Raw genomic sequence first — 14393 nt, 5'->3', positions numbered from 1 at the left:
CCCAAGATGGTCAGTTCTGCTCGTAGGTGCCGTGAATGACTGCGCGGGCAATCGAATTCATGAACAGGTTGAACCCAAGGTAGGCCGGGCTGGCATCCTCGGAGAGCTCCAGCTTCTCTACCTTCACCGCGTGCACGGCGACGTAGTAGCGGTGGTAGCCGTGCCCTTGCGGCGGCGCGGCCCCCAGGAAGCGGCGGATGCCGGCATCGTTGACGAGGGTCAGCGCGTCGCCGGGCAGCACCGAACCATCACCGACTCCGGACGGCAACTCAGTGACGGTGGCCGGCAGGTTCGCCACCGCCCAGTGCCAGAAGCCGGACGCGGTCGGGGCGTCGGGGTCGTAGACGGTGACGGCGAAGCTGCGGGTCTCTTCCGGGAATCCCGACCAGCTCAGCTGCGGCGAGACGTCTTCACCGCCGGCGCCCATGATGCCGCTCACCTGAGCGTTCTTCCAGGGCTCACCGTCGGCGAAGTCGGTGCTGGTCAGCGTGAAACCGGGGAGTTCGGGCAGGAACTCGTAGGGGTTGTAGGGAAATGCCATGTGACGGGCTTCCTTTCGTTGTCGTCTCAGCAGTTCTGCAAGAAGTGCTCGAGCACCTGGGTGCCGAAGTGCAGCGCGTCTACGGGTACCCGCTCATCGATGCCGTGGAACAGGGCGGCGAAGTCCAACTCCGGCGGCAGCCGTAGCGGGATGAACCCGAAGCATCGAATACCAAGGCGGGCAAAAGCTTTCGCGTCGGTTCCACCGGACAGCATGTAGGGCACGGTTCGAGCTTCCGGGTCGACGGCCAGCAATGCGTCGTTCATGGCGTCGACGAGGTCGCCGTCGAACGTCGTCTCGTAAGACGGCAGGTCGCGTTCCCAGGAGCGGGTAACGTCAGGGCCGATCAGTTCGTCGATCTCGCGCTCGAACGCTTCTTTGCGCCCGGGCAGCACCCGGCAGTCGATGACCGCCTCGGCGGTCTGCGGGATCACGTTGGCCTTATAACCCGCTTTGAGCATGGTCGGGTTGGCGGTGTCGCGCAGCGTCGCACCGACGATGCGGGCGATACCACCGAGTTTGGCGATCGTGCCCTCGAGATCCGGCGAGGCCGGGTCGAAGTTGTACCCGGTCTCCTCGCTGACCGCCTTGAGGAACTGCTCCACGGAATCGGTGAGCACCAACGGGAATTGGTGACGGCCAAGCCGGGCAACGGCTTCGGCGACGGCGGTGACGGCGTTGTCGTCGTGCACCATCGAGCCGTGGCCGGCCCGACCGCGGGCGGTCAGCCGCATCCAGGACAGTCCTTTTTCCGCGGTCTCGATCAGGTAGAGCCGCCGCTCCCCGCCATCCTTGTGCGGCACCGTGAGCGAGAAACCGCCCACCTCGCCGATGGCCTCCGTGATGCCTTCGAACAGATCGGGCCGGTTGTCCACCAGCCACTGCGCGCCGTAGGTACCGCCGTGTTCCTCGTCGGCGACGAACGCGAAGACCAGATCGCGCGGCGGGACGATGCCGGCCCGTTTGAAGTGCCTGGCGACGGCGATCATCATGCCGCACATGTCCTTCATATCGACCGCGCCGCGACCCCAGACATAGCCGTCGGCGACCGCGCCGGAGAAGGGATGGACGCTCCAGTCGGCCGGCTCGGCGGGCACCACGTCGAGGTGGCCGTGAATGAGCAACGCACCACGGGTGCGGTCGGCGCCGGGGAGACGGACGAACACATTGCCACGGCCCGGTGCGCCCGACTCGACGTACTCGGTGGCGTACCCCACCTCCGACAGCTGCTCGGCGACCCAGAGCGCGCACTCCGCCTCGCCCTTGGTGGTGGCCAGCTCCCCGGTGTTGGAGGTGTCGAACCGGATCAGGGCGCTGACGAGATCGACGACCTCGTCGACGGGTTGAGTCACAGTCCCCCTTCCTACCACTGGCGGGCCCGGCCCGTAGCTGCGGAGGTTGCGCTTTACCACAAGATTCCCTTCAACCACTCGCGCAACACGCCGAGATAGGGTTTGATTTAGCGGGTGACCCCCCGCCTCCCTGTGCTCGCCGCGGCGCTGTGCCTGTCGGTCAGCGGCTGTTCGGCCATCACGACAGGGACCGCGATGCCCGTCGGAAAAGCGCCATTGACCACCCCCGATACCCTGCCGACCTTGATGTTGCCGGCACCTGACGTCGGCGCGGCCCTGTCCAGCGACGACGTGGTGGTCACCACCGACGTCAACAAGCCGTGGAACGACAGTGCGCACTTCGCGGACGTGAATTGCCTGGCCATCGCCGGTGCAGCGCAACAGGGGGTGTACGCGAGCAGCGGGTCGACCGCCGTCCACGGCCAGGTGTTGCGGGAGCCGCCGACCGCGCCGGAGTGGTCGCACTACGCCGTGCAGGCCGTGGTGTCGTTCCCGAGCGCCGAGGCCGCCGCGAAATTCTTCACCGCGTCGCAGCGCGGCTGGGCCGCCTGCTCGAACCGGCAGCTGAACTACGCCCAGCCGATCGGGCCGCCGCAGGTGTGGTCAGTCGGCCAGACCAGCACCGACAACGATGTGCTGGCGGTCTCGCGAGTGCAGCAGAGCCCGCAGCGCTGGGCCTGCCAGCGGGCGTTGACCGTGCACAGCAATGTCGCGGTGGACGTCGAGGCGTGCAGCTTGGATGGCCCGACGGCGGCGGCCAGTGCGATCGCTGGTGAGATCGCTGGACGGCTGCCCACGGCCTAGCTCGGGCTCGTTTTGGGCTGCGGACCCCGATCCGTTAGCCTTAGCTGCCCCTGGCTGTCTTAGGGGCGATGTCCGAGTGGCGGAATGGCAGACGCGCTAGCTTGAGGTGCTAGTGCCCTATTAACGGGCGTGGGGGTTCAAGTCCCCCCTCGGACACATCCAGCGACACGACTTAGGTCGGCCGTCGCAGTGACCTGACGTAGGTGCGGGTCATACTCCAGACGCAGACCCAAGCTGACGTAAACCTCGGCACGTTCGGCCGGAGTCGCAGCATCCAGGACCGCGCAGAGACCACCCAATTCCTTGATCAAACCCTCTATCTCGGCGGCAGTCATGACGTGCGGTCGCTCAGTGCGTTCAAGCTGTGCCTTCAGTTCGTCGCGCTCAGCACTGCGCTGAGACAACGCACCCTTCAGCTCCTCGACGGCCACACCAGACTCCACCGCGGCTACGAGTGCCGCGATCTTGCGGTTCACCTCGCCGAGTTGGCGTCGCAACACCGCATAGCGAGCAGTCCCAGCCGCGTCCGCATCCTGCCCACGAGCGAGATGCTCCGGATCGGCGAGACTGGCGATCCATGGGTCAAGCCGCGCAGTCACGTCGTCTTCACGCACATAGACGGTGCGGGGGTGATCTGTGAGATCGACAGGGACAGAACGCGATTTACCGAGCTCGCACCGGTACAGAATTCGTGTTGATCGCTTGCCGGAGCGGTCCGCTCCCTGCATACGTCGTCCACACGCTGCACAGAACAGCAGGCCGCGCAGCGCGTACGGCACAGTCGATTCCCTATTGGATACTCGACTTGGCCCCCTGCGGGCGCGGGTCCGAAGCCGGGCGGCCTCTGCCAGGTCGTCCGATATCAACGCCTCGTGCGTGCGTTGGTTCGGTTCGATCCAGTCCCCCGCGTCACGCCACCGCATCCGCGTCTCGTACCCCGCAGCGACGTCATCCGGGTCCAGCAAGACCTCGAACTTCTCCTGCTTGCCCCACACCCGAGTGCCCAGATATGTCGGGTTGTCGAGCATGGCTCTGATCGCCGAATGGGACCAGCCGCGCGGGTCGCGATGACGATTCCGTGCCGGGTCGTACTGACTCGGCGAGGGCACTCCTTCATCTGTGAGTTGCTGGGCAATAAAACGTAAACCGGCCCCCTCGGCGTACATGCGATAAATCCGCTCGACGACCGGAGCAGTCACCGGGTCCGGATCGAGGCGGTGAATCCGTTGACCGAGATTCGCTTTGGCCGGGTTGGGGTGCGGACCCGCATCGACCAGCCGGTAACCATACGGCGGCCGACCACCGAGATATCGGGAGGAATCCTGTGCCAGCGCCGACATCGCCATGCGCACACGCATCTGGATCCGCGCGCGCTCCCCCTTGCTCATGCCGCCGAAGAGAGTCATCACCAGGTCGTGCGCCTCCGAGCCCGGATCGACGGCGCCCCCGACCTCCGGCACCCACAAACCCACTCCGTAGTGGGTAAGCACTGGGAACGTGAGCGCGAACTGTGGGCCGTAGAAGGCACGGGCCGGCTCCCCAATCACCACAGCATCGAACGAACGCTCCCGAGAGGAGACATCCGTAAGCAAGCGTGCAGCCTCCGGCCGGCGCTTCCACGGCAGCGATCTGCTCTGCCCGATATCGAAGTAGTCGGCGACGAGAACTCCGCCGTGCGGAGCGATTAGGTCCAGGGCACGTCGCTTCTGCCAGCTACGGCTCGCCTCAGGGTCTTGAGCATCCTCGGTGCTTACTCGGCCATAAAAGGCGAACCTGATGCTCACGCGACTCCTTTGCCTCCTCGGAGCTTCCGTCCCCGTACCGCCAGTATTACGCGTATCAGAGCACGGTCGGCCTCATACGGCAGCACGTAGTCGTCGGGCATCACAATGCCAATGGCCTCTCCATGAACGTCCGAGTCAGGAAAGGATCCGCGAGCATCCATGGCGCACCTGCCCTTCTCCCCGGATTGACGTTCAGCCCACCGCGACCTCACTGAGTCGATCGTGATGCCGCGATACTCCTGATTGTCAGCGCCTGATCGTCGCCGTGCTACGCCCATAGGAGATCGGATTAATCGATCGTCAGAGCGTGAGCAGTGCAGTCCAAAGTCGGGGCGAAGCCGCCGTTCGCCCGGGGTTGTCACGCTCTTTACTAGCGATAAAATGTTGATAGAATCCATTTAATGACATTTAAAGGTAGGTAGCTATGGTGAAGCGAGTGATCGCGCCGACCCGCGCCGCGATGGACGCCCTTGTAGTACTCGGTACACAGATCCGGGCGGCCCGGCACGACAGGAAGTGGACGGCCGCGGACCTTGGCATGCGCATCGGGGCTGACCCGCGCACCATCACCGCCATTGAACGCGGCGCAGCCGGAGTCTCCATCGGAACCGTGTTCAGTGCGGCGTCAGTAGTTGGCGTGCGACTGTTCGGCGCCGACGACGACGAGCTAGCCCGGCTTCGTCGGCGCGGCGAAGAGCGTGTGGCGCTGCTTCCGTCGCGTGAGTATCAGCCACGATCGATGGGATCGGACGCCGATGGCGCTCTCGACTTCTGAGGCGCCACGCGACGCGTTCGTCTGGGTCTGGCTCCCCGGCCACACCAACCCGATCCCAGCCGGACGGTTGCGCTTTCAGAGTCGCGGCCGCCGATACGAGTTCGGCTATGGCCGCAGCTACCTCGAACGCGATGACGCCATCAGCCTCTATGAACCCGAGCTCCCGCTGCGCTCTGACTGGCAGGCTCCACCCCCAAATATGTCGATTGCATCCGCGCTGCGCGACGCCGGCCCTGATTCGTGGGGTCAGCGCGTAATCCTGGAACGACTCCACGGTGTCGCCGGACGCGACGCCGATACGACCGACCTGGACCAGATCACCTACTTCCTGGAGTCGGGATCCAATCGCATTGGCGGGCTGGACTTTCAGACCAGCCCCGAGATCTACGTCCCGCGCGGGGCGTCGGCATCGTTGGACGAACTGCATGCTGCCGCGCACACGCTGGATCAGGGCCGCGAACTGAACGAGGAATTGGGAGCGGCGCTGCTGCGGGGAACCTCGATCGGGGGCGCCCGGCCCAAGGCGCTCATCGATGTCGACGGCAGGAGCCACATCGCCAAGTTCTCTTCGGCATCGGACCCGTATCCGGTCGTCAATGCCGAGGCGCTGGCACTGGAACTGGCTCGACGAGCCGGAATCGACACCACCGCATCGTTTGTCACCACATCGCTGGGCCGTGACGTCCTCGTCATCGAACGGTTCGACCGCCCCGCAGGCGGTGGGCGGCGGATCATCGTCTCGGCGTTGACCATGCTCGGGCTCGACGAGATGGAAGGCCGCTACGCCACCTACCCAGACTTGCTCGACGTGCTGCGCCGCACCAGTACCGACGCCGCCGTCGGCCGACGGCTGTTCGAGCGGATCGTGTTCAACGTAGCCATCGGCAATAACGACGACCACGCGCGCAACCACGCCGCCTTCTGGGACGGCAAGGCCTTAGATCTGACCCCGGCATATGACCTGTGCCCGCAGATCCGCTCTGGTGAGACCTCGTCACAGGCGCTGGCATTCGACCGCGAGGGAAACCGCGACAGCTCGTTCGCCGCGGTTGTTGCCGCTGCGCCGGTGTACGGCCTGACCACCGCAGAGGGACGTGCAGTCGTAGATGCCCAAGTCGCGGCCATCGAACACAACTTCGACGAGGCTGCTGACCTAGCCAAGCTGACCCGAGCGCAGCGCAACTTACTGTGGCGCAGGCAGATCCTGAACCCGTACGCGAGCTACGGATACACCGCGTCGTGATCGGAAGATTCGTGTAGTCGTTTGGCGAGCCACCTCCGCGGCGTGGATGGCGGCGCGGGCCGATCGGTCCAGGCCGCACAGCTCAGAGCACCAGCGGCGCTGCCGGCCAGCTCATGTCGATAGAAACCTGAGCCTCCGAGTTCCCGTCGACAATCCAGTGCAAATACCTCGCCACCGCCACGCTGCCGGTTGCGAGCAGCATGCGCGCCAATTCACGCTCCACCATGCCACCATGCCACCATGCCACCATGCCACCATGCCACGCCGCACAACGCCTCCGACTGCTCGCGGGCATCCTTGGCGCCTCCGACAATCACTCAGCGGGCGCCGAGTGTGCCTACACGCGCCACGCCGACCTGACCGACGTCTTCCCGACGATGGCCAACTTCTACGACATCACCATCACCTTCGCCGCCGGATAGGCATGGCCCATTCCACCCGGGCGGCAGGTACTCACTCAGTACCGGCCGCGGCGGGTCGACGACCACCGCCTGACCACTCTCACATGCAGGCGGTGCCGTGCGCACAACGACGTCGGATAACCCACCGCCAACCCGTACCGATTGGTACGCAGCATGATCCGGCGGCTATCGCGGCGGACGCGGTGTCTGCCGTACTCGTCTCCGACGATCGCCCCGGTGAAAAGCCATCAGTTCGTGGCGGCCGACGGCTTGCTCGAACCGGGCGATCTCGGCGGCATCACGAACCGGGTCGACCACCAGTTGTGGTGGTTGCGAGCTCCGTCGATCTGTCCTCACCGTGCGCTCGCGCTAACCCGACGCCGGCCACGTCTCGTCTGGCACGCCGATTGCTGGACTCACCGGCGGTGACATCACGGAGCACACCGCGGCAACGCCACCGCTCCGTGCGCCAGCGTCATCGGGGTTGCGGCGGGTCTGCGTCGCCTGGTCCGGGCCCAAGTCATTCGGTGCGGTCGATTCTGCGGAGCGGATCAGTTCGCGCAGCACCTTTCCGCTCACTCCGGTCAAGCCGGCGATGTCGCGCAGCGTCTGTCCGCGATTGCGCAGCGCGACGACCGCCTGACCGGCCGTGCGGCGATGCTCGGCGCGCTTGCCCTCGGCCTGCTTTTTGAGGCCGGCGGTCTTGGCTTCCAGCCACTCATCCACCGCGTCGAGCCGTTCCCGACTGGAGAAGAACACCGCCAGGTCCTCGGCATTGCGCGCGGCCCGTTCGAGCACTTCCTTCTGCGAGGCCTTCACCGCTTCGCGGGCGGCCCGCACCGCTGACTTCGATTTCGACACTTTGTTCGCCATGGCGCTCAACCTAAAACCTCCACCACCCCGCCAGCAGTGCCCCAACCACATGTCCTGCATCCGCGCAGCGGCCATTCCTACACTCCCCCAAGTGCATCTGACGCCGCACACCCACCTACCGCCCCCTCGGCCCGTCTTCACCTGCGCCCTTAGGTCGCCTTTCTGTGTCGATCACACCTAGTGCATTGAGGTCACGAAACGATAACGGCACTCGGTGCATCAACTTTGGGCGGTGCTGTAGGGGTGGTTGCGCCCTAGCGTTTTCGGGGTGATCGCGCGGTGATGGGCCTACACAAATTAACCGCCGGAGACGGGTACACCTACCTGCTCCGGCAGGTCGCCGTCGCCGATGGCACCGATCTGGGCCGGGCCAGCCTCACCGACTACTACTCAAGCAAGGGAGAGACCCCCGGACGCTGGGTCGGAAGCGGCCTGGCCGCACTCGGGCGGCCGGTCAGCCGCGACCCCGACAACCCTCTGGTCCAACAGCTTTGGGGGGTGCCCAAGGGCTCCGAAGTCACCGAAGATCAGATGAAGGCACTCTTCGGGGAAGGGCTGCACCCCAACGCCACCAAGATCACCGAACACCTCACCGGCATCGGGGTATGGGTCGACGGCGCACACGCCGCCGCCAAGCTCGGCCGCCCATTCCGGTTGGGCGCCAACGAGAACGACTTCACCCGCCGGCTGCGCGGCGCCTACAGCAGCTACAACCACACCATCGGCCGCGCCACCAACGCCCCGCTCGACCCGGAAGTGCGCGCCGAAATCCGCACCACCGTCGCCGCGGAAATGTTCGTCGAACGCTACGGCCGCACCCACCTCGACGAGCGCGAACTGACCGGGTTCATCGCCCGGCTCTCACGCCTAGACACCACCGCCGTAGCCGGGTACGACCTGACGTTCACCCCCGTCAAATCGGTATCCGCACTGTGGGCACTAGCCCCGCTGAGCATCGCCAAAACCATCGAAGACTGCCACCACAAAGCCGTCGCCGACACCCTGGCGTTCCTCGAATCCCAAGCCTGCTTCTCCCGCATGGGCACCAACGGTGTAGCCCAGGTCGACGCAGGCGGATTCATCGCCGCCGCCTTCGATCACCGCGACTCCCGTGCCGGGGATCCGAACCTGCACACCCACGTCGCGGTGAGCAACAAAGTATGCGCGATCGGCCCCGATGGCATCCCCCGCTGGCTGGCCCTCGATGGCCAACCGCTCTACAAAGCCAAGGTGTCGGCATCGGAGCTGTACAACACGTTGTGCGAGGCCAATCTGATCGCCGAACTCGGCGTCAGCTTCGCCAACGACACCCCTGAACCGGGCAAGCGGCCCGTCCGCGAAATCGTCGGCATGTCAGCCCAACTGATCGACGTGTGGTCGTCGCGCCGGGCGGCCATCGAGCACCGCGTCGGCCAACTCGCCAAAGACTTCCAACAGGTCCACGGGCGTGAGCCCAGCGCGGTGGAGATGCTGGCCCTGTCCCAGCAAGCCACGCTGGAAACCCGAGCCGCCAAGCACGAACCACGGTCGCTGGCAGAGCAGCGCCACCAGTGGCGGACCGAGGCCATCGGCGCCCTGGGAAGCCACCGCGAACTCGACGCGATGGTCGCCGCACTGACCTCCGGGCGGGCCCCACGCGAACGCGTCACCGTCACCGAGCAGTGGGTCGCCGAACAGGCCGCCAAGGTCATCGGCACGGTCTCCGCGTCACGCTCGACATGGCAGATCAACCATGTTCGCGCCGAGGTGTCAAGAGTCCTGCGCTACACCGACTGCCACGACACGCCACAGGTGGCGGAGCGCATCATCGCAGCCGCCTTGGGCACCCACAGCATCGCGTTGACGACCACCGCCGACACCGAGATGAACGAGCCCGACGTGCTGCGCCGCCGCGACGGCGCCAGCGTCTACACCCGCCACGACACCACCGCCTACACCAGCGCCGAGATCCTCGCCGCAGAGCGCCGAATCCTGCACGCCGCAGGGCTTTCCGGCGGCCATGTCGTCGACGACGACAGCATTGGCCTCGCTCTGCTGGAAGCCCACGCCCAGCACGGTGCGGAACTCAACGACGGCCAACAAACCCTGCTGCGCGACATGGCCACCTCCGGGGCCCGCGTGCAACTCGCACTCGCCCCCGCCGGCACCGGCAAGACCACCGCGATGGCCCCCCTTGCGGCCGCGTGGGCCAACAGCGGAGGCAACGTCATCGGCCTCGCACCGACCGCCGCGGCGGCCGAAGTCTTGGCCGCCGACCTCGGCGCAGCGACCGACACCATCGACAAACTGGTCCAACTTTCCGGGCGCGGCGGCGGTCCCCCACCGGCCGCCGATGACCCCGCCCGCACCTGGTTCGACCACATCGGCCCCCAAACCCTGATCGTGGTCGACGAGGCCGGCATGGCGTCCACCACAGGGCTGGATGCGGTGATCTCCCACGCCCTGGCCCACGGTGCCAGCGTGCGCCTCATCGGCGACGACAAGCAGCTCGCCTCAGTCGCCGCGGGCGGGGTGCTGCGCGACATCGTGGCCCAGCACGGGGCCCTCACACTGTCGGATGTCGTGCGGTTCACTGACCCCATCATCGGGGCCGCCGAAGGCGCAGCCAGCCTCGCCCTGCGTGACGGTGACCCCACCGGCATCGCGTTCTACCTCGACCACAGCCGGGTCCACGTCGGGGCCGAACACGTCGCCGCCGACATGGCCTATCAGGCATGGGCAGAAGCCATCGGCGAGGGCCGCGACGCCCTGCTCATCGCCCCCACCAACGAGCTGGTCGCCGAACTCAACGAACGCGCCCGCCTGGACCGGCTGCGCGGCGACCCGCACCCGGACAACACCCGCACCGTCACCCTGTCCGACGGGTTGACCGCCAGCGTCGGGGACTGGATTCTGACACGCAGCAACGCACGCTGGCTGCACATCCCCGGCGGCGGCTGGGTCAAAAACGGGCACCGCTGGGTCATCAAAGACATCAACGACCGCGGCACCATCACGGTGTCGCGGCTGACCGGATCCGACACCGAATCCATGGCCCGGCTGCCCGCCCGCTACGTCCAGACGAACACCACGCTCGGGTATGCCCGCACCATCAACGGCGCCCAAGGATCGACCGCCCGCCACGAATGCCACGTGGTCGGCTCCGACACCTTGACCCGCGAACAGCTCTACGTCGCCCTTACCCGCGGCAGGCGCGAAAACCACATCTACTTCTCCACCAGCGAGGCCGACCCGCACGCCATCCTCACCCCCAAAGCCACCCACCCCCCGACCGCGGTGGACATCCTGTCAGGCATCCTGCGCCGCGACGGCGCACAGATCTCCGCGCACAGCACGCAACGTGCCGAACGCGATCCGTTCACCCGCCTGGCGCGCGCGGCCGACATGTACACCGACGCCCTCTCCAGCGCCGCCGAGCAGCTCGCCGGCACCGACACCATGGCCCGCATCGACGCCGCCGCCACCGCCCTGCGCCCCGACATCACCAACGCCGAAGCGTGGCCAGTGTTGCGGCGCAACCTGGCCCTGCTGGCCCTCGACGGCCACGACCCGCAGCAGGCGCTGGCGCACGCCGCGCAGCGCCCGCTCGGCAACGCCACCGACCCCGCCGCCGTGCTGGATTGGCGCCTGCCCACCCCCGACAACTCCGCCCTGGACATCGTCGGCCCGCTACGCTGGCTGCCCTCGATTCCCACCGTCCTGCAGGACAATTCGGCATGGGCGCGCTACCTCAGCGCGCGTGCCCAACTCGTCGAAGACATCGCCGAGCAGATCCGCGAAAAAGCCCGCGCCTGGACCCCGGCCACCGCCCCGATATGGGCGCGCCCGCTGGCCGGGCAACGCCCCGGACTGCTCGCCGAAATCGCCGTCTTCCGCGCCGCCCACGACGTCGACCCGGCCGACACCCGCATCACCGGACCCACCCAGCACGCCAACCGCTCCGCCTCCTTCCAAGCCCTGCTACATCAGCGCCTGGACGCCGCACTCATCAGCGGCGGACACGGCGCTACCCGGTGGCGCACCCTGGCCGACAACGTCGACCCGAACATCACCGCCGACCCGTTCTGGCCCCGGCTGGCCACCCACCTCGACCAAGCCGCCCGCGCCGGCGCCGACGTCACCGCACTCGTCGACGAGGCGATGGCCCGCCACGGCGCGCTACCCGACGAACTGCCCGCCGCCGCCTTGTGGTGGCGGCTGGCCGGCACCCTGGCCCCGGCCACCCTCGACGCCTCCAACGAACGGCTCCGCCCACCGTGGACGGCCGAGCTGCACCGCATCCTGGGCAGCGCGGCTGCCGAAACCATCACCGGCGACCCGGCCTGGCCCGCACTGGTCAACGCGGTCAACGCCTCAGACTGGCCGCCGGCCGACCTGCTCGCCGCCGCCGCCGAATACCTTCTCGACGCCCTCGACGACGACGCGATCCGCCCCGACGAATACGCCCGCGTTCTGACCTACCGCGTCGAGCTGCTCACCCACTACGCCGCCGACATCGACACCGACATCCCGCACCCCGCCGACAGCGTCGGACAATCATTGAACGAGCCGCCGCTGCACCCAATCGGCACCGATCACCTTGCTGATCCCGGCCAGGACGAGTACCTGAGCTACGACTCCGAATTCGAGGACAGTCTCGGCGATCTGGACTTCTACTCCCTGCTCACCGAGCGCCCAGCGGCCACCCCGAATCTCGACATCGACATCACCGAACTGCGGGCCCGCTGCGCTGAGGCCAAGGCGCGCGCTCGGGCGCTGGCCGAGGCGGTGCTCTCCGCGCGCGGGGGCCCGGCCGAGCAGGCCGCAGCAGGCGAACTGATCGCGCTGCACCGCCGCCACGTCGAGCAGCGGCCCTACCAACACGACGTGGCGCACGCACACGCCGGCTGGGTCGCCGCCGAAGCCGCCTACGAGGCCCAGCAGTACCGCATCACCCAGCTGGAAAAGCTCATCGCCCGCGCCGAGAGCGAACACGACCAGAACCTCGCCCAGGCCTACCGTGAGCGGCGCGGCGATCTCGCCGCCGATGCCACTGACCTCGGCATGGCCGTCATGCGCAGCCGCGCCGAACGCGACACCGCCACCGCGCGCCTGCACGCGATCGCCGGCGGACCCGATCGCGTCGTCACCGCCGAGGACATCGAAGCCCGCCGCGCGGCGGCCGTCCACGCCGACATCGCCGCACTCAACACCGCCCGAGCCGAAGCCCGCGAGCTGGACAACCAACTCAGCCGCGCCGAGGCGCGCACCGCCCGCACCTTCGCCGAGAACCCCGCACGCGAACGCGAGCAGGCCCACGGGGCGACGCTCACCACCGAACGCGATCTGATGGTGTTGCGCGCTGAGGTGGATTTCGTGGAGGCGGCGGGGTCGCGGTCCCCGGCCACGGTGTACTCACCCCCGGCCGGGGACCGGGCCTGGGAGGAGTTGGACGAACCGGCCCGCGCCGTCGTGGAGACGATCACCGCCAGCATGCAGTCGGTGCACGTCCTAACCCTGGGCCCCGACGCCGACAAACACCACGCGTTGGCCGCGATCACCGCCGCCGCCACCGGCAAGGGCAGACACGTGCTAGCGATGCCGGCCACCGAAACCGCCACCGCGTTCGCCGAACACCACCGCTACGCCGAACGATCCACCGACCCCGCCACCACCCTGCAACGAATCGACAACGGGCAGTGGACCATTCCGCCGGGCCACCTACTCGTCATCGACGACGCCGACCACCTCGACCCCGCCCAGCTGCGCTACTTCACCGAACACGCCGGCCGCACCAACACCAAACTGCTACTCCTGCACACCCCCACCAAGAGCCGCACCCCCGCCCACAGCCTCATCGACGCCCTCGCCGACAACCTGCCCTGGGCCCAACGCCTCGGCACACTCACCACCGACCGCGACACCGCAATCGACCGCGCCGCAACACATCTACGCCAACACGACCCGGTCACCACCGAAGACCGCGAGGCCGCCCACCTCCTAGCCCGCCGCGACACCCTGCGCGACACCTACCAAACCCAATACAAACCCCGCCTACGCAACCACACCCACGAACACACCCGCGACCACGGACTCGACATCTAAACATCAGTGGCCCAACGACTCTGAATCGAAGCCAACACGGCGGGGCCAATTGGGCTCTCAGATATACGGCGGACCTGGGCTTGGTATCAACGCCAGTTCCCCATGAACGCAAAATGAGCAGCCCTGGAGCATCGGCGCGACAGTCAGCGAACGGTGATCGGCCGTACCCTGCCGTCGGGCCACTATTCGACCAGCCGCCCGTCGCCTGTGAGCGCGACAGGCGTCATTCCGCGCGTCACCAGAACATCGCCGTAATTACACTCGGCGAGGTAGCTACGCGCAGCAGAATCGATACCCGCATTGAAGGCCGCACCCTCGTCATCGGAAAGCGCTGGCAGCACCAATGGCCGCGCAAAGCCGAACCCACCCGCCTGTCGGCCACCGCGCATGGGTCTTCGAGGTTCTTGTTCTTGGCATCAGACGCCCTCATCGGACATCCAAACCCTATTCGCGACGGGGACAGCTGATATGTAGGCGTTGTTTGTCAAGAGGCAGGTGAAAGCCGCCCCGGTTTTGGTGCCGGGGCGGCTTTCGTT

General features: G+C 67.1%; 10 protein-coding genes and 1 tRNA gene. 6 read left to right on the top strand and 5 right to left on the bottom strand.

What is annotated here, in order from left to right; translation table 11 throughout:
- Positions 1 to 10: 10 nt before the first annotated feature.
- Together CG716_RS27600 and CG716_RS27595 are read right to left on the bottom strand one after the other, a co-directional pair.
- Positions 11 to 541 (bottom strand): YbhB/YbcL family Raf kinase inhibitor-like protein, encoded by a 531-nt coding sequence (locus CG716_RS27600; RefSeq protein ID WP_094484330.1) that lies wholly within the window; start codon positions 539 to 541, stop codon positions 11 to 13.
- 26 nt (positions 542 to 567) lie between these two features.
- On the bottom strand, positions 568 to 1893 hold the full coding sequence (locus tag CG716_RS27595; RefSeq protein WP_094484329.1) for a M20/M25/M40 family metallo-hydrolase: 1326 nt from the start codon (positions 1891 to 1893) through the stop codon (positions 568 to 570).
- 114 nt (positions 1894 to 2007) lie between these two features.
- On the opposite strand from CG716_RS27595, the gene CG716_RS27590 reads away from it, so the two are divergent.
- Positions 2008 to 2697 carry a sensor domain-containing protein gene (locus tag CG716_RS27590; protein WP_133067035.1) on the top strand — a complete coding sequence of 230 codons (690 nt, stop codon included), beginning with the start codon at positions 2008 to 2010 and terminating at the stop codon, positions 2695 to 2697.
- Between the two features lie 70 nt (positions 2698 to 2767).
- Positions 2768 to 2853, top strand: a tRNA-Leu gene (locus CG716_RS27585).
- On the opposite strand, the gene CG716_RS27580 is transcribed toward CG716_RS27585, so the two are convergent.
- Positions 2835 to 4481, bottom strand: coding sequence for a recombinase family protein (locus CG716_RS27580; protein WP_094484327.1), 1647 nt, complete (start codon positions 4479 to 4481; stop codon positions 2835 to 2837). The two genes, CG716_RS27585 and CG716_RS27580, sit on opposite strands and share 19 nt — an antisense overlap.
- A 424-nt stretch (positions 4482 to 4905) precedes the next feature.
- Between CG716_RS27580 and CG716_RS27575 the strand changes: the two genes are divergently transcribed.
- Both CG716_RS27575 and CG716_RS27570 read left to right on the top strand, forming a co-directional pair.
- Positions 4906 to 5256, top strand: a complete 351-nt coding sequence (locus tag CG716_RS27575; RefSeq protein ID WP_094484326.1) for a helix-turn-helix domain-containing protein — start codon at positions 4906 to 4908, stop codon at positions 5254 to 5256.
- Positions 5237 to 6499 carry a type II toxin-antitoxin system HipA family toxin gene (locus CG716_RS27570; protein WP_094484325.1) on the top strand — a complete coding sequence of 421 codons (1263 nt, stop codon included), beginning with the start codon at positions 5237 to 5239 and terminating at the stop codon, positions 6497 to 6499. Before CG716_RS27575 ends, CG716_RS27570 begins: the two co-directional genes overlap by 20 nt.
- An 82-nt stretch (positions 6500 to 6581) precedes the next feature.
- Here CG716_RS27570 and CG716_RS30410 read toward each other — a convergent pair whose 3' ends face one another.
- Positions 6582 to 6746, bottom strand: coding sequence for a hypothetical protein (locus CG716_RS30410; protein ID WP_207760799.1), 165 nt, complete (start codon positions 6744 to 6746; stop codon positions 6582 to 6584).
- A 1-nt stretch (position 6747) separates the two neighbouring features.
- Between CG716_RS30410 and CG716_RS30405 the strand changes: the two genes are divergently transcribed.
- The gene (locus tag CG716_RS30405; RefSeq protein ID WP_165774330.1) at positions 6748 to 6921 is read left to right on the top strand and encodes a hypothetical protein; all 174 of its coding nucleotides are present in this window, start codon (positions 6748 to 6750) and stop codon (positions 6919 to 6921) included.
- Positions 6922 to 7269: 348 nt separating this feature from the next.
- Here CG716_RS30405 and CG716_RS27565 read toward each other — a convergent pair whose 3' ends face one another.
- Positions 7270 to 7773, bottom strand: a complete 504-nt coding sequence (locus CG716_RS27565; RefSeq protein WP_094484324.1) for a hypothetical protein — start codon at positions 7771 to 7773, stop codon at positions 7270 to 7272.
- A gap of 282 nt (positions 7774 to 8055) precedes the next feature.
- Between CG716_RS27565 and mobF the strand changes: the two genes are divergently transcribed.
- Complete coding sequence (mobF, locus tag CG716_RS31195) at positions 8056 to 13857, top strand: MobF family relaxase (protein ID WP_094484323.1); 5802 nt, start codon at positions 8056 to 8058, stop codon at positions 13855 to 13857.
- Positions 13858 to 14393: the final 536 nt, after the last annotated feature.

This window comes from Mycolicibacterium sphagni, assembly GCF_002250655.1.
Lineage (GTDB): Bacteria > Actinomycetota > Actinomycetes > Mycobacteriales > Mycobacteriaceae > Mycobacterium > Mycobacterium sphagni.
This window is presented reverse-complemented; position numbering and strand designations above follow the sequence as displayed.

Bases quoted from the DNA above. Each gene is read 5' to 3' on its own strand.
- CG716_RS27600 (WP_094484330.1), bottom strand. From the start codon at position 541: ATGGCATTTCCCTACAACCCCTACGAGTTCCTGCCCGAACTCCCCGGT.
- CG716_RS27575 (WP_094484326.1), top strand. From the start codon at position 4,906: ATGGTGAAGCGAGTGATCGCGCCGACCCGCGCCGCGATGGACGCCCTT.
- CG716_RS27570 (WP_094484325.1), top strand. From the start codon at position 5,237: ATGGCGCTCTCGACTTCTGAGGCGCCACGCGACGCGTTCGTCTGGGTC.
- CG716_RS30405 (WP_165774330.1), top strand. From the start codon at position 6,748: ATGCCACCATGCCACGCCGCACAACGCCTCCGACTGCTCGCGGGCATC.
- CG716_RS27565 (WP_094484324.1), bottom strand. From the start codon at position 7,773: ATGGCGAACAAAGTGTCGAAATCGAAGTCAGCGGTGCGGGCCGCCCGC.
- mobF (WP_094484323.1), top strand. From the start codon at position 8,056: ATGGGCCTACACAAATTAACCGCCGGAGACGGGTACACCTACCTGCTC.